General features: G+C 55.8%; 21 protein-coding genes and 1 riboswitch. Of the genes, 12 read left to right on the forward strand and 9 right to left on the reverse strand.

The annotated features are described in order from the left end of the window. Positions 1-366 precede the first annotated feature (366 nt). Both purH and purD read left to right on the forward strand, forming a co-directional pair. On the forward strand, positions 367-1,956 hold the full coding sequence (purH, locus tag RT197_RS21270) for a bifunctional phosphoribosylaminoimidazolecarboxamide formyltransferase/IMP cyclohydrolase (protein WP_312953213.1): 1,590 nt from the start codon (positions 367-369) through the stop codon (positions 1,954-1,956). An 11-nt stretch (positions 1,957-1,967) separates the two neighbouring features. Continuing rightward, a complete protein-coding gene (gene purD / locus RT197_RS21275; protein ID WP_312953214.1) occupies positions 1,968-3,260 on the forward strand; it encodes a phosphoribosylamine--glycine ligase in 1,293 nt (430 codons plus the stop codon). 78 nt (positions 3,261-3,338) lie between these two features. On the opposite strand, the gene RT197_RS21280 is transcribed toward purD, so the two are convergent. From RT197_RS21280 to nudC, 6 genes are all read right to left on the reverse strand, one after another. Then, positions 3,339-4,037: a DUF1481 domain-containing protein gene (locus RT197_RS21280; RefSeq protein ID WP_312953215.1), complete on the reverse strand. Its 699-nt coding sequence runs from the start codon at positions 4,035-4,037 to the stop codon at positions 3,339-3,341. A 6-nt stretch (positions 4,038-4,043) separates the two neighbouring features. Then, entirely contained in the window at positions 4,044-4,316 is a 273-nt protein-coding gene (gene hupA / locus RT197_RS21285) for a nucleoid-associated protein HU-alpha (RefSeq protein ID WP_006816568.1), read from the reverse strand. 187 nt (positions 4,317-4,503) lie between these two features. Further along, complete coding sequence (locus RT197_RS21290; RefSeq protein ID WP_312953216.1) at positions 4,504-5,094, reverse strand: YjaG family protein; 591 nt, start codon at positions 5,092-5,094, stop codon at positions 4,504-4,506. Positions 5,095-5,136: 42 nt separating this feature from the next. Then, complete coding sequence (gene nfi / locus RT197_RS21295; protein ID WP_312953217.1) at positions 5,137-5,808, reverse strand: deoxyribonuclease V; 672 nt, start codon at positions 5,806-5,808, stop codon at positions 5,137-5,139. Between the two features lie 9 nt (positions 5,809-5,817). Then, a complete protein-coding gene (gene hemE, locus RT197_RS21300) occupies positions 5,818-6,882 on the reverse strand; it encodes a uroporphyrinogen decarboxylase (RefSeq protein WP_312953218.1) in 1,065 nt (354 codons plus the stop codon). 41 nt (positions 6,883-6,923) lie between these two features. Then, positions 6,924-7,697, reverse strand: a complete 774-nt coding sequence (gene nudC, locus RT197_RS21305; RefSeq protein WP_312953247.1) for an NAD(+) diphosphatase — start codon at positions 7,695-7,697, stop codon at positions 6,924-6,926. A gap of 98 nt (positions 7,698-7,795) precedes the next feature. On the opposite strand from nudC, the gene rsd reads away from it, so the two are divergent. The 7 genes from rsd to thiH all read left to right on the forward strand — a co-directional run bounded on the left by rsd (position 7,796) and on the right by thiH (position 13,889). Further along, entirely contained in the window at positions 7,796-8,299 is a 504-nt protein-coding gene (gene rsd / locus RT197_RS21310; RefSeq protein ID WP_312953219.1) for a sigma D regulator, read from the forward strand. A 44-nt stretch (positions 8,300-8,343) separates the two neighbouring features. Further along, positions 8,344-8,445, forward strand: a riboswitch (TPP riboswitch). A gap of 85 nt (positions 8,446-8,530) precedes the next feature. Next, positions 8,531-10,426: a phosphomethylpyrimidine synthase ThiC gene (gene thiC / locus RT197_RS21315; protein ID WP_312953221.1), complete on the forward strand. Its 1,896-nt coding sequence runs from the start codon at positions 8,531-8,533 to the stop codon at positions 10,424-10,426. Then, on the forward strand, positions 10,423-11,067 hold the full coding sequence (gene thiE, locus RT197_RS21320; RefSeq protein ID WP_312953222.1) for a thiamine phosphate synthase: 645 nt from the start codon (positions 10,423-10,425) through the stop codon (positions 11,065-11,067). The genes thiC and thiE overlap by 4 nt, the downstream gene beginning before the upstream one ends. Then, on the forward strand, positions 11,054-11,812 hold the full coding sequence (locus RT197_RS21325) for a HesA/MoeB/ThiF family protein (protein WP_312953224.1): 759 nt from the start codon (positions 11,054-11,056) through the stop codon (positions 11,810-11,812). Before thiE ends, RT197_RS21325 begins: the two co-directional genes overlap by 14 nt. Continuing rightward, on the forward strand, positions 11,793-11,993 hold the full coding sequence (gene thiS / locus RT197_RS21330) for a sulfur carrier protein ThiS (protein ID WP_312953225.1): 201 nt from the start codon (positions 11,793-11,795) through the stop codon (positions 11,991-11,993). Before RT197_RS21325 ends, thiS begins: the two co-directional genes overlap by 20 nt. Position 11,994: 1 nt before the next feature. Next, positions 11,995-12,765, forward strand: coding sequence for a thiazole synthase (gene thiG / locus RT197_RS21335; protein ID WP_312953226.1), 771 nt, complete (start codon positions 11,995-11,997; stop codon positions 12,763-12,765). Then, positions 12,762-13,889 (forward strand): 2-iminoacetate synthase ThiH, encoded by a 1,128-nt coding sequence (gene thiH / locus RT197_RS21340; protein ID WP_312953228.1) that lies wholly within the window; start codon positions 12,762-12,764, stop codon positions 13,887-13,889. Before thiG ends, thiH begins: the two co-directional genes overlap by 4 nt. Before the next feature lie 159 nt (positions 13,890-14,048). Here the strand turns inward: thiH and RT197_RS21345 are convergent, their stop codons facing one another. Beyond that, positions 14,049-15,194, reverse strand: coding sequence for an SIS domain-containing protein (locus tag RT197_RS21345; protein ID WP_312953229.1), 1,146 nt, complete (start codon positions 15,192-15,194; stop codon positions 14,049-14,051). A 93-nt stretch (positions 15,195-15,287) separates the two neighbouring features. Here RT197_RS21345 and RT197_RS21350 point away from each other — a divergent pair, with 93 nt between their 5' ends. Beyond that, positions 15,288-16,019, forward strand: coding sequence for a GntR family transcriptional regulator (locus tag RT197_RS21350; RefSeq protein WP_312953230.1), 732 nt, complete (start codon positions 15,288-15,290; stop codon positions 16,017-16,019). Here RT197_RS21350 and RT197_RS21355 read toward each other — a convergent pair. Both RT197_RS21355 and celB read right to left on the reverse strand, forming a co-directional pair. Beyond that, a complete protein-coding gene (locus RT197_RS21355; RefSeq protein WP_312953231.1) occupies positions 16,009-17,322 on the reverse strand; it encodes a 6-phospho-beta-glucosidase in 1,314 nt (437 codons plus the stop codon). The genes RT197_RS21350 and RT197_RS21355 overlap by 11 nt on opposite strands. Before the next feature lie 12 nt (positions 17,323-17,334). Then, positions 17,335-18,663: a PTS cellobiose transporter subunit IIC gene (gene celB, locus RT197_RS21360; RefSeq protein ID WP_312953234.1), complete on the reverse strand. Its 1,329-nt coding sequence runs from the start codon at positions 18,661-18,663 to the stop codon at positions 17,335-17,337. A gap of 320 nt (positions 18,664-18,983) precedes the next feature. Here celB and RT197_RS21365 point away from each other — a divergent pair, with 320 nt between their 5' ends. Continuing rightward, positions 18,984-19,289: a PTS sugar transporter subunit IIB gene (locus tag RT197_RS21365; RefSeq protein ID WP_312953235.1), complete on the forward strand. Its 306-nt coding sequence runs from the start codon at positions 18,984-18,986 to the stop codon at positions 19,287-19,289. Between the two features lie 4 nt (positions 19,290-19,293). Then, entirely contained in the window at positions 19,294-19,611 is a 318-nt protein-coding gene (locus RT197_RS21370) for a PTS lactose/cellobiose transporter subunit IIA (RefSeq protein ID WP_312953236.1), read from the forward strand. Positions 19,612-19,736 lie beyond the last annotated feature (125 nt).

The following is a 19,736-nucleotide window of genomic DNA, read 5'->3' on the forward strand; positions in this document are numbered from 1 at the left end:
CTCTTTCAGAGTCAACCCCGTTTTTCAGGATTTTTCTCTTCAACCGAACCGGCTGTTTGTGTGAAGTGATTCACATCCGCCGTGTCGATGGAGGCGCATTATAGGGAGTTCTCGAACGTCCGCAATAGCTAAATTGCAGAAAAATGACTGACTGCTGCATTCCCCAGCAAAACCCCCACTTATACCCATTTACACACAGAATTATCCACAGACTGACAAAAGCATAAAAATTCGCGAGCGGTGCGCAAACGTTTTCGTTACAATACCCGCGTATTTTGACGGATGCCCCGCCTGGGGCGTTAGCTGAGTTTTTACGAGAAAATTCACCTAACGCTCTCTGTAATCGTCAAATCCAGGGGATTTACCATGCAACAACGTCGTCCAGTCCGCCGCGCTCTGCTCAGTGTTTCTGACAAAGCCGGTATCGTCGAATTCGCCCAGGCACTTTCCGCTCGCGGTGTGGAACTGCTGTCTACAGGCGGCACTGCCCGTCTGTTAGCAGAAAAAGGTCTGCCAGTGACCGAAGTTTCCGATTACACCGGCTTCCCGGAAATGATGGATGGACGCGTGAAGACCCTGCATCCGAAAGTACATGGCGGCATTCTGGGTCGCCGCGGTCAGGATGATGCCATTATGGAACAGCACAGCATCTCTCCTATTGATATGGTGGTTGTTAACCTTTACCCGTTTGCCCAGACCGTCGCCCGTGAAGGCTGCTCGCTGGAAGACGCGGTAGAGAACATTGATATCGGCGGCCCAACCATGGTGCGCTCCGCTGCCAAGAATCATAAAGACGTTGCCATCGTGGTAAAGAGCAGTGACTACAATGCCATTCTTAAAGAGATGGATGCCAACGACGGTTCGCTGACCCTCGACACCCGTTTCGATCTCGCCATTAAAGCTTTCGAACACACCGCCGCCTACGACAGTATGATCGCCAACTACTTCGGCAGCATGGTTCCGGCCTATCACGGCGAAAGCAAAGACGCGGCGGGCCGTTTCTCACGGACCCTGAACCTGAACTTCATTAAGAAGCAGGATATGCGCTATGGCGAGAACAGCCACCAGCAGGCCGCCTTCTATATAGAAGAGAATGTGAAAGAAGCTTCCGTTGCCACTGCCACCCAGGTGCAGGGCAAAGCGCTTTCCTATAACAACATCGCGGATACCGACGCGGCGCTGGAATGCGTCAAAGAGTTCAGCGAACCTGCCTGCGTGATTGTGAAGCACGCCAACCCGTGCGGCGTGGCGGTCAGCACGTCTATTCTTGATGCCTATGACCGCGCCTACAAAACCGACCCGACCTCCGCATTCGGCGGCATCATCGCTTTTAACCGCGAGCTGGATGCTGAAACCGCGCAGGCTATCATTTCCCGTCAGTTTGTGGAGGTGATCATCGCCCCGTCCGCCACGGATGAGGCGCTGAAAATTACCGCTGCCAAACAAAACGTGCGCGTCCTGACCTGCGGCCAGTGGGCTGAGCGCGTGCCGGGTCTGGATTTCAAACGCGTTAACGGCGGTCTGCTGGTTCAGGATCGCGATCTGGGGATGGTGAGCGAAAGCGAACTGCGCGTGGTCACCAAACGCCAGCCGACCGAGCAGGAGCTGCGCGATGCGCTGTTCTGCTGGAAGGTGGCGAAGTTTGTAAAATCCAACGCCATTGTTTATGCCAAAGGCAATATGACCATCGGTATTGGCGCAGGCCAGATGAGCCGCGTTTACTCCGCGAAAATTGCCGGGATCAAAGCGGCTGATGAAGGTCTGGAAGTCAAAGGTTCTGCGATGGCTTCCGACGCCTTCTTCCCGTTCCGCGATGGGATCGATGCCGCCGCTGCCGCAGGCGTAAGCTGCGTGATCCAGCCTGGCGGCTCCATCCGCGATGACGAGGTTATTGCCGCCGCCGACGAGCACGGCATCGCGATGGTCTTCACCGATATGCGCCACTTCCGCCATTAATGGAGCGAGACATGAAAGTATTAGTGATTGGTAATGGCGGGCGCGAGCACGCGCTGGCGTGGAAAGCCGCACAGTCGCCGCTGGTTGAGACCGTTTTCGTCGCTCCCGGCAATGCGGGTACCGCGCTGGAGCCGACCCTGCAAAATGTCGCGGTCAGCGCGACCGACATTCCGGGGCTGCTGACCTTTGCGCAGAATGAAAATATCGATCTGACCATTGTCGGCCCGGAAGCGCCGCTGGTGATTGGCGTCGTGGATGCCTTCCGCGCTGCGGGCCTGAAAATTTTTGGCCCGACGCAGGGTGCCGCGCAACTGGAAGGCTCCAAAGCATTTACCAAAGATTTCCTCGCGCGCCATCAGATCCCGACAGCGGAATACCAGAACTTTACCGAGGTAGAGCCTGCGCTGGCGTACCTGCGCGAGAAAGGCGCGCCGATTGTTATTAAGGCTGACGGTCTGGCGGCGGGTAAAGGCGTGATTGTCGCCATGACGCAAAGCGAAGCTGAAGCCGCCGTTCACGATATGCTGGCCGGAAACGCCTTTGGCGATGCGGGCCATCGCATCGTGATCGAAGAGTTCCTTGATGGTGAAGAAGCGAGCTTTATCGTGATGGTCGATGGCGAGCACGTCCTGCCAATGGCTACCAGCCAGGATCACAAGCGCGTTGGCGATGGCGACACCGGGCCAAATACCGGCGGGATGGGCGCTTACTCGCCTGCCCCGGTGGTGACCGATGAGGTCCACCAGCGCACGATGGAACGCATCATCTGGCCAACCGTAAAAGGTATGGCGGCGGAAGGCAATACCTACACGGGCTTCCTGTATGCCGGGTTGATGATTGATAAACAGGGTAATCCAAAGGTTATCGAGTTTAACTGCCGCTTTGGCGACCCGGAAACCCAGCCAATTATGCTGCGCATGAAGTCCGATCTGGTGGAACTATGCCTGGCGGCCTGCGAAGGCAAGCTGGATGAAAAAACCTCCGATTGGGACGCGCGCGCCTCGCTGGGCGTGGTAATGGCAGCGGGCGGGTATCCGGGCGACTACCGTAACGGCGACGTGATCCACGGCCTGCCGCTGGAAGAAGTTGAAGGCGGAAAGGTATTCCAGGCGGGCACCAGACTTGCGGACGACGATCGGGTGCTGACCAGCGGCGGGCGCGTACTGTGCGTCACAGCGCTGGGTGATACCGTTGCTGAAGCGCAGCAACGGGCGTATGCGCTAATGAGCGATATCCACTGGGACGGTTGCTTCAGCCGTGGCGATATCGGCTATCGGGCGATTGCCCGCGAGCAAGGGAAATAACCTCCCGCACGTTGTTTGGCCCTCTCCCGTCGGGAGGGGGTCAAGAACGTCTTCCTGCCCAACCTTCGTCTTACAGCCTCAGAAGTTCTTTTCCGTCGGCTGCCAGGTACAGAAATCTTCATTTGCGACCAGCAACAGCTGCGAACCTTCCGGCGCTTCCAGCCATGCCACGCTTACATCAGCAGAAGAATGGCTCTGGCGACGTTCAATATGGCTTAACGCGCGCGGCTCAAAATCAGGAGTCAGGGTCTGGCCTTCACAGGTTGTGATGGTGTGATTCTGATGCCAGCGCCCCTGATGCAGGACTACACGGCCCTGACGCAGCGCATCGCTGGTCTGGCGAATTTGCCGGGCACGATAACGGTAGAGTTCGATACGGTCGCTGGAGATCTGCTGTTTCTCGCCATTGACGTCGTGCTGCATAAAGCTGAGTTCACCACGATCGTCGAAGCGAACGCGGATATGTTCCGGGGGGGTATCGTAGATGTTGAGTTCAATCAGCGCGAGGCTATCGCCCTGCCAGCGGTATTCGCTGGTTGAGGTAGTGCCGCTATGCCACGGACTGAATACGGAGAGTAAATGAACCTCTCCGTCGATATCTTTGCGCCAGATCCGCACCGCGCCCCGATCGTCAGCGTAACCGCTGGCGGTAAAGGGAGGCAGAGACGAATCGTGGCTACAGGCGGTCAGCAACAGTGCACCCGCCAGCATCAGCGTTCGACGCCAGACAGACAAAAGGGGCGAGAACGCCCCTTCGTTAAAACTGTTCGCTGCCACGCTATATTACTTAACGGCGTCTTTCAGCGCTTTACCAGAGACAAATGCCGGCACGTTAGCTGCGGCGATTTTGATCTCTTTACCGGTCTGCGGGTTGCGGCCAGTACGCTCAGCACGGTGGTTCACTTTGAAGGTACCGAAACCAACCAGTTGTACAGCATCACCTTCTTTCAGAGACTCAGTAATAGCAGCCAGAGTAGATTCCAGAGCAGATTTTGCCTGTGCCTTAGACAGATCAGCCTTGTCCGCAATTACATCAATCAGTTGAGTCTTGTTCATAAGTTATCCTTACAATGTGTTTATCGCTTGCTAAGCATCGAGTGCGATGGAAATGCCTGAAAAGCACTCTCCTGCATACACGCACCGATAGCCACTTTATTTTCGCCCTCCAAATGTAGACCAGACGGGGGGCAGATGGGAAGCCTCCAGGCACGACAAATCAGGCGTTAAATCACGTTTTATTGTCTCATTGCTGCAAATTTATACCGATATTGCTCTCACCCGCCTCGCGCAGGTCCGCGCGCAGCCCTTTGATCAGCTCGATATCGCGCTCTTCGCAGTCGGCAAGAAGGCGGAAAATCTCCCACTGAATATCCCATTCCTGCTCTACCGCCGGGTTTTCTTTCAGCTCTTCATCGGTCATTTCGCGACCGGCCTGGGTCATTTCAAGCATCGCAACGGTAGTGATTGACGCCTTACTGACCTCAATAGCGTGCTCCAGCGTTTCACCGCTCAGGCGCGAGTGAATAAGTTCGCTCAACGCGACGCAGGCATCAATGGCGGGATAAACGCCGTACAGATCGTAATCGTCCGCCACCGGAATGGCTTCTTCCAGCTTTTCGAGCTGACTGTCGAAATTCACCTTTGCGTCTTTGACCGTCAGCGTTTCCCAGACCAAATCAACAAGACGGCGGTAGAGAAGCGGATCGGCAAACTCGGTCTGCTGGCAAAACATCGCGTAATTAGGGTACATACGCTCGCACAAACAGGCCATAAACGTAGTGTGCTGCCAGCTTTCCAGCTTTTCCAGCCGCAGATGAATCGGGTTTTGTAGCATGATGAGTTCTCGAATTCGGAAATTAGCGGCAGTTTACCTGAATCAGCGGTTAATTTCCTGCCATCGCACAAAGGCGGTGCGTTGCGACGCTACCGCATCGGCCCAGCGCGTCGGCTCCGGCAGGCGGTAGCCTTTCGTGCAGCGCTGTACCCATGCCAGCGCGGTATCGGTGCTGACCCGATGACCGGTCGCAACGAACAACGGATTACAGCGCGCCTTGCTGCGCCAGACCCACGCGAGCTGCTCGCCTTTGTCCATCAGCGGTGCCAGCGCGCCCGGTTCCTCACTAAGCGGCCCGAATTTGCCGCACAGGCGTTTTTTCGCCACGCCAATCGTCGGCACGTCCACCAGCAGGCCAAAATGGCTGGCAACGCCCAGACGACGCGGATGGGAAATACCGTGGCCATCCACGAACAGCAGATCCGGCTTTTGCGATAGCATTTCCCACGCCGCCATCAGCGCGGGATATTCGCGAAACGAAAGGAAGCCGGGAATGTACGGCATTGTGGTGGCGATACGCGCCACCTGATGCTCAACCAGTTCCAGCGAAGGATATTTTAGCAGCACCATCGCGGCCCGCGTCACCTCTCCGCCCTGCTCGAATCCGACATCCGCCCCGGCGATCAGCTGCGGCGGATCTTTTTCAAGGCGATCTTCCCGGATAACCGATGAGGCAAGCTCTAATTGTTGAGCACGTAGTGACGCCAGATCCATAACAACTCCTTACTTGTGGTAAGGCGCAGAGAGACGGTGAACCGCCTCGACAAATACGCCTGCATGTTCCGGTGGGACATCCTGATGGATGCCGTGACCAAGATTGAAGACGTGGCCTTCACCCTGGCCGAAACCTGCAAGTATAGTCGCCACTTCCTCTTCAATGCGTTCAGGAGAGGCATAAAGCATCGACGGGTCCATGTTGCCCTGTAATGCTACTTTGTCGCCGACGCGACGGCGCGCATCGGCAATATCAGTCGTCCAGTCGAGGCCCAGCGCGTCGCAGCCGGTTTCAGCAATCGCTTCCAGCCACTGACCGCCGCCTTTGGTAAACAGCGTCACCGGCACGCGTCGGCCTTCGTTTTCACGCAGCAGACCATCGACAATTTTATGCATGTAATAAAGCGAGAACTGCTGGTAGTCGCGCCCGGTCAACACGCCGCCCCAGGTATCAAAAATCATCACCGACTGTGCGCCTGCTTTGATTTGCGCATTCAGGTACGAAGTGACGCTTTTCGCCAGCTTATCAAGCAACAGATGCAGCGTTTGCGGTTCGGCATACATCATCTTTTTGATAACGGTAAAGGCTTTACTGCTGCCGCCTTCGACCATGTAGGTTGCCAGCGTCCACGGGCTGCCGGAAAAACCGATTAGCGGCACCTCGCCTTTTAACGCGCGGCGAATGGTGCGTACAGCGTTCATAACGTAGCCCAGCTCCAGTTCAGGATCGGGCACCGGCAGTTTGTCGACGTCGGCTTTGCAGGTAATGGGCGAGGTGAAACGCGGGCCTTCGCCAGCTTCAAAATACAGACCCAGCCCCATCGCGTCCGGGATGGTCAGGATATCCGAGAAGAGGATCGCCGCATCCAGCTTATAGCGGCGCAGCGGTTGCAGGGTGACTTCACAGGCCAGCTCAGCGTTTTTGCACAGCGACATAAAATCGCCCGCCTGGGCGCGCGTCGCTTTATATTCCGGCAAATAGCGCCCGGCCTGGCGCATCATCCATACCGGTGTGACATCAACAGGCTGACGTTGCAGCGCGCGCAGGTAACGATCGTTCTTCAGTTCGGTCATTATGATTTCCTTTTACGTTATGCCGGACAGTATATAAGAAACTAGGCGTCCTCTGCCCGACACAATGCCACGGTATCTTCGATCAGGCGTCTCGCCACGGTTCCCGCCTCAGGCAGCAGCGGCAAGTTGTCATAGCGATACCAGCCTGCATCCAGCAACTCTTTCGGGTCGATGACGATTTCGCCGCTATCGTATTCGGCCATAAATGCAGTCATCAACGACTGGGGGAACGGCCACGGCTGGGAGGTCACATAGCGCAGATTTTTCACGGTAATGCCGCTCTCTTCCATGACCTCGCGGGCGACGGTTTGCTCCAGCGTTTCGCCCACTTCAGTGAAGCCCGCCAGCACGGTATAAACGCCGTTGCGATGGCGCGTGTGCTGGGCCAGCAAAATGGCGTCGCCGCGACGTATCGCCACGATGATGCACGGCGCGATTTGTGGGTAGTAGCGTTCGCGACAATGGCTGCACAGCATCGCCCATTCGGTCTTGCTGGGATGCATGGCATGACCACAGTAGCCGCAGAATTTATGCGAGCGGTAAAATTCGGCAAGCTGCACGCCGCGCCCGGCCAACTGGAATAATCCGGCATCCTGAGTGATGACCTGACGCACCGATCCCATCTCATGACGACGCCCCTGCTGCACCAGCCATACCGCTTCGCCTTCCCATTCGCCGATATGGAGTGCGCGCTGACCCACAAGATCAAAATTTCCTGCCTCGCCGTGTGGTAATTCTCCGGTGGGCAGCCATAATTTTTGTTCATGGCTGACTATCCACCAGCCGCAATCTGACTTCTCGATAATACGGTCCATAATCACTTGCACAACCTTAGTTTCACTGGCATGTTGGTAACATTATTTTCACATCTTTAGTGAACAATTTTTCTAATCTTAATTTTACGGGGTCATTTATGCTAAACCACCTGGAAAGACTAACGGAGCGCGTTGGGGGAAGTAATGACCTCGTCGATCGCTGGCTACAGGTGCGCAAGCAGTTGCTTGTGACGTACTACAACCTTGTGGGCCTTAAGCCAGGCAAAGAATCCATCACCCAACTCGACGAAAAAGCGCTTGATGATTTCTGCCATAACCTCGTTGATTATCTTTCCGCCGGTCATTTCAGTATTTATGAACGCATTGTCAATGAAATGGAAGGGGCAAGCCCACTTATCGCCGCCACCAAACTGTATCCGCAACTGGAAGCTAACACTCAGGAAATCATGGGTTACTACGATTCCAGTCTTGAAAGCGCTATCGATCATGATAACTGCCTCGAGTTTCAGCAGGCGCTCTCCGCTATTGGTGAAGCGCTGGCGGCACGCTTTACGCTGGAAGATAAACTGATCCAACTGGCGTTTGATTACAACCTGAGTGAAAGCGCCAATGACGAAAGCAACGTCGCACGACCTGCTTGAGTTCTTAAACATTAACGCGTAATTTGTATACACCCCTGCGGGGGTTTTTCTTGTCGGAGTGCCTATTTTAGGCTGAGACCGTTCATTCGGGATCCGCGGAACCTGATCAGGTTAATACCTGCGAAGGGAACAAGAGTAATTCTGCTTTTGGCTTTGCCTTTACGGGCAAAGTACATCCATTACTCCATCCGTTGTCTGACAAGCCACGTCCTTAACTTTCTGGAATGAGCTATGTCTGCCACTAAACTGACCCGCCGCGAACAACGCGAGCACGCACAACGTTTCATTGATACCCTTGAAGGCACCGCCTTCCCTAACTCCACGCGCATTTACATCACCGGCTCCCGGCCAGATATCCGTATCCCGATGCGTGAGATTGCGCTTAGCCCGACGCTTATCGGCGGCGCTAAAGACAACCCGCAGTTTGAAGAGAACGAAGCCGTCCCGGTCTACGATACCTCCGGTCCGTATGGCGATCCCGACGTCAAAATCAACGTCCAGCAAGGCCTGGCAAAGCTGCGCCAGCCGTGGATTGATGCGCGGGATGACAGTGAAGAACTGTCCGACCGTAGCTCCGCGTACACCAAAGCGCGGCTAGCGGATGACGGTCTGGACGAACTGCGCTTCAGCGGCCTGCTAACCCCGAAACGGGCGAAGAGCGGCAAATGCGTAACCCAGTTGCACTACGCGCGTCGGGGCATCGTGACGCCGGAGATGGAGTTTATCGCCATCCGCGAAAATATGGGACGCGAGCGCATCCGCAGTGAAGTGCTGCGTCAACAACATCCGGGTCAGGGCTTTGGCGCACGCCTGCCGGAGAATATCACCCCGCAATTCGTCCGCGATGAAGTTGCCGCCGGACGGGCAATTATTCCGGCCAACATCAATCACCCGGAATCCGAACCGATGATCATCGGGCGCAATTTCCTGGTGAAAGTGAACGCCAATATCGGCAACTCGGCGGTGACCTCCTCGATTGAGGAAGAAGTGGAAAAACTGGTGTGGTCTACGCGCTGGGGCGCGGACACGGTGATGGACCTCTCCACCGGACGCTATATTCACGAAACCCGCGAGTGGATCCTGCGCAACAGCCCGGTGCCTATCGGTACAGTGCCGATCTACCAGGCGCTGGAGAAGGTCAACGGCATCGCTGAAGATCTGACCTGGGAAGCTTTCCGCGACACCTTACTGGAGCAGGCGGAACAGGGTGTGGACTACTTCACCATTCACGCAGGCGTGCTGCTGCGCTATGTGCCGATGACCGCCAAAAGGCTGACCGGCATTGTCTCGCGCGGTGGCTCGATCATGGCGAAATGGTGCCTCTCCCATCACCGGGAAAACTTCCTCTACGAGCGCTTTCGTGACATCTGTGAAATCTGCGCTGCCTACGACGTTTCCCTGTCGCTCGGCGACGGCCTGCGTCCCGGCTCGATTCAGGATGCCAACGACGAGGCGCAGTTTGCTGAACTGCATACGCTGGGTGAACTGACTAAAATCGCCTGGGAATATGATGTGCAGGTAATGATTGAAGGTCCGGGCCATGTGCCGATGCAGATGATCCGCCGCAATATGACGGAAGAGCTGGAGCACTGCCATGAAGCGCCGTTTTATACGCTGGGACCGTTGACTACCGATATCGCGCCGGGCTACGACCACTTCACTTCCGGCATTGGCGCGGCGATGATTGGCTGGTTCGGCTGCGCGATGCTGTGCTACGTCACCCCAAAAGAACACCTCGGCCTGCCGAACAAAGAAGACGTGAAGCAGGGGCTGATCACTTACAAAATTGCGGCTCACGCGGCGGATCTGGCGAAGGGGCATCCGGGAGCACAAATCCGCGACAACGCCATGTCAAAAGCGCGCTTCGAATTCCGCTGGGAAGATCAGTTTAACCTCGCGCTCGACCCGTTCACTGCCCGCGCTTATCACGATGAAACCCTGCCGCAGGAATCCGGCAAAGTGGCGCACTTCTGTTCAATGTGCGGACCGAAATTCTGCTCAATGAAAATCAGCCAGGAAGTCCGTGATTTTGCGGCGAAGCAGGAGCAGGAATCCGGCATGGCGGAAATGTCCAACAGCTTCCGCGCAAAAGGCGGCGAGATCTACCTGCGTCAGGAGGAAGTATGAGTTATCAACCTGATTTTCCGCCGGTCCCCTTCCGGCTGGGACTGTATCCGGTGGTCGATAGCGTGACGTGGATCGAACGTCTGCTGGACGCGGGCGTGCGCACACTCCAGTTGCGGATCAAAGATAAGCGCGATGAGGAGGTGGAGAACGATGTCATCCGCGCTATCGCGCTTGGTCGGCGCTACCACGCCCGGCTGTTTATCAACGATTACTGGCGGCTGGCGATTAAACATCAGGCTTACGGCGTACATCTGGGTCAGGAAGATCTGGAAACGACCGACCTGAAGGCGATCCAGGCGGCGGGGCTGCGGCTCGGCGTATCGACGCATGACGATATGGAAATCGACATCGCGCTGGCGGCACGACCTTCCTACATTGCGCTGGGCCACGTCTTCCCGACGCAGACGAAACAAATGCCTTCCGCGCCGCAGGGGCTGGATCAACTGGCGAAACATATTCGTCGGCTCGCAGATTATCCGACGGTCGCCATTGGCGGCATCAGCCTTGAACGCGCCCCGGCGGTGCTGGCAACCAGCGTCGGCAGCATTGCGGTGGTCAGCGCCATTACCCAGGCGACAGACTGGCGGGCGGCAACTATGCAGCTTCTTGAACTGGCGGGGGTAGGCGATGAACGATCGTGATTTTATGCGCTACAGTCGCCAGATCCTGCTGGAAGATATCGCCATCGACGGACAGCAAAGGCTGCTCGACAGCCGGGTGTTAATTGTCGGGCTGGGCGGGCTGGGCTCGCCCGCCGCGCTCTATCTGGCGGGCGCAGGCGTCGGCACGCTGGTGCTGGCGGATGACGACGAGGTACACCTGAGCAATCTGCAACGGCAAATTGCTTTTACTACCGATGACATCGCCCGTTCCAAAGCGCAGGTTACGCAGCAACGTTTGTCCCGACTCAACCCGGACATTGAACTGGTGGCGCTGGCACAGCGACTCGCTGGCGACGCGCTACATCACGCGGTAGCCAGTGCCGATGTGGTCCTCGACTGCACCGATAATATGGCGACGCGCCAGGCGATTAACGCCGCCTGCGTCGCCCACGATACGCCGCTCATCACCGCCAGCGCCGTCGGCTTCGGGGGTCAGCTTATGGTGCTGACGCCACCGTGGACGCACGGCTGCTACCGCTGCCTGTGGCCGGATGAGAGCGAGCCGGAGCGCAACTGCCGCACGGCGGGCATTGTTGGGCCGGTGGTGGGCGTGATGGGCTCGCTCCAGGCGCTGGAAGCCATCAAACTTCTTAGCGGCATCCATACCCGTCAGGGCGAACTGCGGCTTTTCGATGGGCGGGCAAATAGCTGGCGTAGTCTGAGCCTGCGCCGCGCCAGCGGCTGTCCGGTATGCGGAGGGCGTCATGCAGATCCAGTTCAATGATGAGCCGATGCAGTGCGCGGAAAATCTGACCGTCGCGACCCTGCTCGACCAGCTTCATCAGTTAAAACCGGGCGTGGCGCTGGCGCTCAATCAACAGATCCTGCCGCGCGAGCGTTGGGAGCAACAGATCGTGCAGGAAGGCGATCAGATCCTGCTTTTTCAGGTTATCGCCGGAGGCTGACATGTTACGTATCGCAGATAAACACTTTGATTCTCACCTTTTTACCGGCACCGGGAAATTTGCCTCGTCGCAACTGATGGTGGATGCCATCCGCGCATCTGGCAGCCAGCTGGTCACGCTGGCGATGAAACGGGTGGATTTACGCCAGCACAATGACGCCATTCTCGCGCCGCTGCTGGAAGCGGGTATCACGCTGCTGCCGAACACTTCCGGGGCAAAAACGGCGCAGGAAGCGGTATTTGCCGCGCAGCTGGCGCGCGAAGCGCTGGGCACAAACTGGCTGAAATTAGAGATCCACCCGGATGCCCGCTGGCTGCTGCCGGACCCAATTGAAACGCTGAAAGCCGCCGAAACGCTGGTCAAACAGGGCTTTGTGGTGCTGCCATATTGCGGAGCCGATCCGGTGCTGTGTAAGCGTCTGGAAGAGGTCGGCTGTGCGGCGGTGATGCCGCTCGGCGCGCCGATAGGCTCCAATCAGGGACTGGAAACGCGGGCGATGCTGGAAATCATCATTGCACAGGCGACGGTGCCCGTGGTGGTGGACGCCGGGATCGGCGCGCCCAGCCACGCGACGCAGGCGCTGGAAATGGGCGCTGATGCGGTGCTGGTCAATACCGCCATCGCGGTGGCGGACGATCCGGTGCTGATGGCGCGTGCCTTCCGGCTGGCAGTAGAGGCAGGTGTGTTGGCGCGTCAGGCAGTTCCGGGCGCGCGCAGTATGCAGGCGGTTGCCACCAGCCCCCTCACCGGGTTTCTGGAGGCCAGCGCATGAACACCTTTACCGACCGCTGGCGCACGCTCGACTGGGACGATATCCGCCTGCGCATCAACAGCAAGACCGCTGCTGACGTGGAGCGGGCACTTAGCGCCACACACCCAACGCGTGACGATATGATGGCCCTGCTCTCCCCTGCCGCCAGCGATTATCTGGAGCCGCTGGCGCAGCGGGCGCAACGTCTGACCCGCCAGCGTTTTGGCAATACGGTCAGCTTTTACGTCCCGCTTTATCTCTCTAATCTGTGCGCCAACGACTGCACCTACTGCGGTTTTTCCATGAGTAACCGCATCAAGCGTAAAACGCTGGATGAAGTGGAAATCGCCCGCGAGTGCGAGGCGATCCAGGCGCTGGGCTTTGAGCATTTGCTGCTGGTGACGGGCGAGCATCAGGGCAAAGTCGGCATGGATTACTTTCGCCGCCATCTACCAGATATCCGCCGCCGTTTCGCCTCGTTGCAGATGGAAGTCCAGCCGCTGGCGCAGGAGGAGTATGCCGAACTGAAAACGCTCGGGCTGGATGGGGTGATGGTTTATCAGGAAACCTATCATGAAGCGAAATATGCGCAGCATCATCTGAAGGGCAAAAAGCAGGACTTCTTCTGGCGGCTGGAAACGCCGGATCGTCTGGGGCGCGCGGGGATCGACAAGATCGGCCTCGGCGCGCTGATTGGCCTGTCCGATAGCTGGCGCGTGGATTGTTATATGGTGGCGGAGCATCTGCTGTGGTTGCAGAAACACTACTGGCAGAGCCGCTTTTCGATCTCCTTTCCGCGCCTGCGTCCCTGCACCGGCGGAATTGAACCCGCGTCAATCATGGACGAGCGCCAGCTGGTGCAAACCATCTGCGCCTTCCGCCTGCTGGCCCCGGAAATCGAGCTGTCGCTCTCCACGCGAGAATCTCCATGGTTCCGCGATCGGGTGATCCCACTGGCGATCAACAACGTCAGCGCATTCTCCAAAACGCAGCCCGGCGGTTACGCGGACGATCATCCTGAACTGGAGCAGTTTTCGCCGCATGATGCGCGTCGCCCGGAAGAGGTCGCCGAAGCGCTTACCGCACGCGGTCTTCAGCCAGTCTGGAAAGACTGGGATAACTATCTGGGACGCGCCTCGCAATAATGGCGCAACGCCTTGCGATGAAGTGAAAAAGCCTCCGTAATGCCTCGCAAAATCAGCGTCGGGAAGTGGCAAGCCGTTTCCCGACGCTTTACGCTCTCCATGTCAGCAATTGAGGCTGACCAGGGCGGAGCTCTTTCCTCTCACCGCCCTGCCTCATCCTCAATAAACGGTCACTTTCGCCACTTTTGCGACTTTGCCGTCGCGGGACGGATTATCCGGCGTTACGCCCAGCGCAATCGCCCGGTACAGACCCGCAAGCTGAGCAAACAGGACATACAGCATGGCAGAGAAAGATTCGTGCTGCTGCGCCAGTTCAGGAGCCGCAAAATGATAGTAACGATCGCATACGGCATGACCTTCCGGCAGCGCGTCATGACCGATCCCCACGATCTGCGCTGCCGCGCTGCGCTCGCGGGTCAGTTCCGTCATCATATCGAGATCGTAACGGTGAATTTCCGGGCGGGCGGCGAGATAGCCAATGACGGTGGCATTGCGGTTGACGGTGAGTTTCGGGCCATGACGGAACTCCAGCATTGAGTGCCAGGCGGTCATGATGCGTCCGTTGCCCATCTCCAGCAGTTTAAGGCTGGTTTCGCAGGCGATGGCCTTCAGCGACAGTGCTCCTACCGCGACCATATTATCGCGCGGCTCAGCGGCCCACTGTTCGATGTCCGCCGCAAAGGTGTCGAGAAAATACGTCGCGCCGCGCTGAAGTATCGGCAGAACATTTTCCAGATCTGACCAGCGCGCCGGGGCCAGCAGCAGAATGACGTACCACATCGGAAGGGTGAATTCGGAGGTGGCGGCAAAACTGCCGTTGGACGTGCCTTCCGGCACCGCGATAAACAACCCATTTGCGTGCTCGCGGGCAAGCGTTGCCAGGCGGCTCTGCGCATTATTGGTGATAGCGATGTGCGGCGTCTGCGGATATGCCGCCAGCTGACGCTCCACAACCTTAACCGTTTCCGGCGTATTACCGGAGCTGCTGACCGACACCAGAATCAAGTTTCCGCACGCAAGTTCCGGGGCCAGCACCAGATCCGTCGCCGGGATCACCTCGACCTGACGCGGCAATACGCTCTGCAACCAGTTGAGGCTGGACTGCGCCGCCAGCAGCGAAGAGCCTGCGCCAGTGATGACAATGCGACTGTCGGCATCGCACTGGTTCCAGAAAGCATCAACGGCTTCCCGCTGCGCCGTTACCTGGGCAAAACCTTCCTGCCACAGCCGCGGCTGATTGACTATTGCGGCAGCGGTTAACGCTGCGCCTTTCTCCTGCCACCAGCTTTCGTTATGATTTAGCATAATGATTCCCAAATTTTGTTGTCCTTACGCCTGGCAGATGTTGCGCATTCGCATCCCGCCGCCAGACTTTTGTAAATACTTTTCGGGGCCGCCATGAAGCCACTGTATGTTATGATCCGCGATACGCTGCGGCGTGATATTCAAAATCAAAAATATCCCGTTGGTTCACTTATTCCTTCAGAACGCGAACTGGCGGACACCTTTGGCGTAACGCGCGCGACGGTGCAAAAAGCGATTACCCACATGGAGCAGGAAGGGCTGGTCAAAAAGGTCATCGGCAAAGGCACATTTGTTTGCCGGACCTTTGCCGCGCCGATTTACCTGCTTAACCCTGAAGGTAAAAACAGCGCGCTGGGCGTGACTCAGGAACTTAGTGAGAAAGCCACTATCACCAGCCAGCTGATTTACCATGTCCGGCAACCGGCGGGCGATTATCTCGCCAGTCAGTTTGGCGTCTCACCGGATGAGCCTGTTCATGCCATTCGCCGCGTGCGTTTGTTTGACGACGTTCCTGCGCTTATCGAAGACAGCTATATTCCGCTGGCGATTGTCGCCACCATTGATGACGACACGCTCGAGCACCATTCGCTGTACACGTTTATCGAGCACGCCTGCCAGCAAAAAATTGGCGGCACCGATTCTGAAGTGACCGCCAGCCTGTTTGATGACGAAATGGCCCGACTGCTGCGCGTTCCGGTGAACTCGCCGATGCTGCACATTAAAGAACGCACCTGGCTTGCTGACGGCACGGTGTTTAACTACTCGTGGAGCTATAACCGTGGCGATCTGTTCAGAATGCGCAGCCATAAAGTGCTTACTTCCTGAAGAACTGCGGCAGGTATTCGCGGTGAGCTTCCAGTAACTCATCCAGTACCACTTTAGCCAGCTTACCTGACGGAACCAGAGGGTTAAGCGTCAGAGCCTGAAGCGCCGCACCGTAACTTCCGGTTACTGCCGCTTCGACCGCCATCTCTTCCCAGGCTTTCATCAATGAAACCAGCCCGGAAACGGTGGCAGGCAACGGATCGTTATTCAGCGGGATCGCTCCGTAGCGGCCAATCACGCAGGTGGTTTCAATCGCCACGTTATCCGGCAGAGAGCGGATGGTGCCGTTGTTGCGCACGTTAACCGTCATCAACAGGTTTTTGTCGTTGTAGATAGCGCTGATCAGTTCACAGGCTGCTTCGGAATAATACGCCCCCCCGCGCTGCTCAAGCTGTTTGGGTTTTTCATGCAGGTCGGGATCTTTATACAGTTCAAATAACTCATGCTCGACCGCTTTAACCACCTCGCCCCGCGTGCCATGCTCGGCGTAATCCTGAAGCTGCTTTTCCAGCACGTTGCTGGTAGTGTAGTAATACTGATGATACGGGCAGGGAATGACGCCAAGGTGCTGAATTTGTTCCTGGAGCCAGGGAATGTCCGGGATATTTTTCGGTTTATGAGCGCTGTCATAGCGCAGGTTTTTCAGCACGTCCGGCATGACGTCTTTGCCGTCCATATAAACATGGGTGCCGTACAGGAAGTGGTTCAGGCCAACCAGTTGAAGCAGGAAGCGGGATTTATCGACGCCGAGGATTTCCGCCACCATCCGCTGCATTGACTGCGACAGGTTACATAACCCGACGCACTTGATGCGGCTGTGCTTAATCACCGCTTCAGTGACGATACCGCTTGGATTGGTAAAGTTGATCAGCCAGGCATCAGGACAAAGCTCTTCCATATCGCGGCAGATATCCAGGATCACCGGAATAGTACGCAGCGCCTTTGCCAGTCCGCCCGCGCCGTTGGTCTCCTGACCAATCATGCCGTGCGAAAGGGGAATGCGTTCATCCTTAATGCGCGCATCCAGCTGGCCCACGCGTAGCTGGGTGGTGACAAAGTCAGCATCTTTAAGCGCTTCCCGGCGGTCAAGGGTGAGATGAACGTTGCAATCAATACCCGCCGCTTCCACCATCCGTTTTGCCAGCATACCGACAATTTCCAGCTTCTCCCGGCCAGCCTCAACGTCAACCAGCCAGATTTCACCAATCGGCAACTCATGATAACGCTGAATAAAACCTTCAATGATTTCTGGAGTATAAGAACTACCACCGCCGATAGTTACGATCTTGAGTTTCTTATTCATCATGCAATCCTTTTAATATTCTGTAACAGGTAATTCGGGTGTACTTTCTTGCTGCTGACTGGATTCATCGCGCAGGTACTGTTTATCCAGGGTCATCACGAAGGGATAATAAATCGTCATCGCGACAATGAGATTGATGGCCTGAAATAACATGCCTTTCCAGCCGCAGATTAAAAAGCCACTAATAAAAATGGGCGTGGTCCACGGAATTTCCAGCCCGGACGTTAACGGCAGAAAACCAAACGCCATCGCGCTATAGGTGATGACGCACAGCACGACCGGCACAATAATGAAAGGGATCAGTAACAGGGGATTTAACGCAATCGGCACGCCAAAAATAATCGGTTCATTAATATTAAAGATGGCAGCCGGAGACGCTAACTTGGCGATTTCGCGCATACGTTTACTTTTGGCACGAAAAAGCATGACCAGCAGCATTGCCAGCGTAAAACCGGTTCCGCCACAAATCAGGAATACATCGCGGAACTGCTGAGTGATGATATTGACCGGTGGCAGCCCGGTTTTCATCGCCTGCATGTTTTCCATGGTCAGCGAACGCCAGATAGGTCCCATAATCGCCGAGACAATAGAGTCGCCATGCAGGCCAAAGAACCAGAAGAAGCTGATGAAAAACTCCGCGACCATCTGCGAGGGCAAAGAATTACCCAGCTTCATCATCGGCGCCTGAAGAACGGTGAAGATCATCTCCTGCACGGTGCCAAAAGAGGTGCTTTCAAACAGCAGGCGGATAAGCCAGAATACCAGCACAATCAGAAAGGAAGGGATCAGAGAGCTAAAACTGTTCGCCACCGCCGGAGGGACGCTGTCGGGCATGGAGATCATCAGCTTAGGATGGTTAAGCAGTCGATAAAGCCTTACCGCCACCAGAGTGACGATAATCGACAAAAACAGCCCCTGCGCACCCAGGGCAAAAACCGGGATAACGTCGCTAATTGCGTCGCCCTGCTCCTGCGGCAGTTTGAACGGAGTAATCAACAAAAAAGAGACCAGCGAAATCAGGGCGCAGGTTATTTCATTCAGTTGCCAGCGTTTTGCCAGACTGATGCTAATACTAACGATAACCAGTAACGCCATAATTGAATAAGTGGCATCAAGAATATAATTCAGCCGACCAATGAATTTATCGCCCAAAAGGTTAATCACAAATTCGTTATAGCCGGGAAAAGGAAGGTTAGCGATCAGCAAAAAGAAAGAGCCAATAATCAGGAAAGGCATAATCCTGATAAACCCGTCCTTGATAGCAGAAAGATAGTCGTTATTTTCGATCTTCATTGCCATCGGCAACAATTTTCTTTCCATTAATTCAGTGAAATTGTTCATTCCATCCCCACCGCGCTGCTGTTTGTTTTAGTGGTATATACCACATGAGAAATACTATTCAGCTTCGTTTTTTATGTCAACGCATCGGGCATGAATGGGGGAGGATTAACTGCGTTTTGTGATGGGCCACACATCGGGGTGCATGCGCAGGTTTTCTGTTCAAGAAAGCGGCAATGCTGACGATCTAATGACAAAATGTAACCGGTTTCATTTTTTTACAGCTTACTTTGTGACGCCTTACACACATTCAAAGCAAAGGAGTTGTCTGCCTTTACTGCAAAGGATAAAGATGTAGAACCAAGGAATAGTGAGGGCTAGTTATGAAGAACATCGTTTTATGCTGTGCCGCAGGTATGTCCACCAGCATGTTGGTTCAACGTATGAAGGACGCAGCTCAGAAGAAAGGGATCGAAGTCTCGATCAAAGCTGTGCCGGTCGCTGAATTTAATGACAACATTGCTACGGCGGATATTGTGTTACTCGGACCGCAGGTGAAATACGAGCAGGCTAAATTACAGGCGCAGGCCGATCCGCTGGGCAAAAAAGTCGCAGTGATTGATATGATGGATTACGGCATGATGAAAGGCGATGCCGTCCTTGAGAAAGCCCTCAAGCTGATGGAGTAATGAAGTGGAAGATTTAGAAACTATTATTATGGAACTGCTGGTTAACGCTGGCGCTGCACGTAGCCAGGCGTTGACGGCACTGCAACTGGCGCGTAAAGGCGATTTCACCGGTGCAGAACAGGCGATGGAAGAGTCCCGTGAGTACGTGAAGCATGCGCATAAAATTCAGACGCAGCTGATCGGCCTTGATGAAGGTGCAGGCAAACTGCCGGTTAATCTGATCACCGTTCATTCCCAGGATCACCTGATGAACGCGATGGTTATTCAGGACCTGGCGGGCGATATGATTGAACTGTATCGCCGTCTGCCGTTAGTGAATTAATAACGGCATTGCAGGTAAAAAAGGCGAAGCGTGATCTTCGCCTTTTTGCTGCCTGCTATCTGAGAATTTCATACGGCTGTTTTTGTCTGTTGCCGGAATAGTGATATATCAGCGCGTCCTGCGTG

Origin of the sequence: Superficieibacter sp. (assembly GCF_032071645.1) — a bacterium.
Classification (GTDB): domain Bacteria; phylum Pseudomonadota; class Gammaproteobacteria; order Enterobacterales; family Enterobacteriaceae; genus Superficieibacter.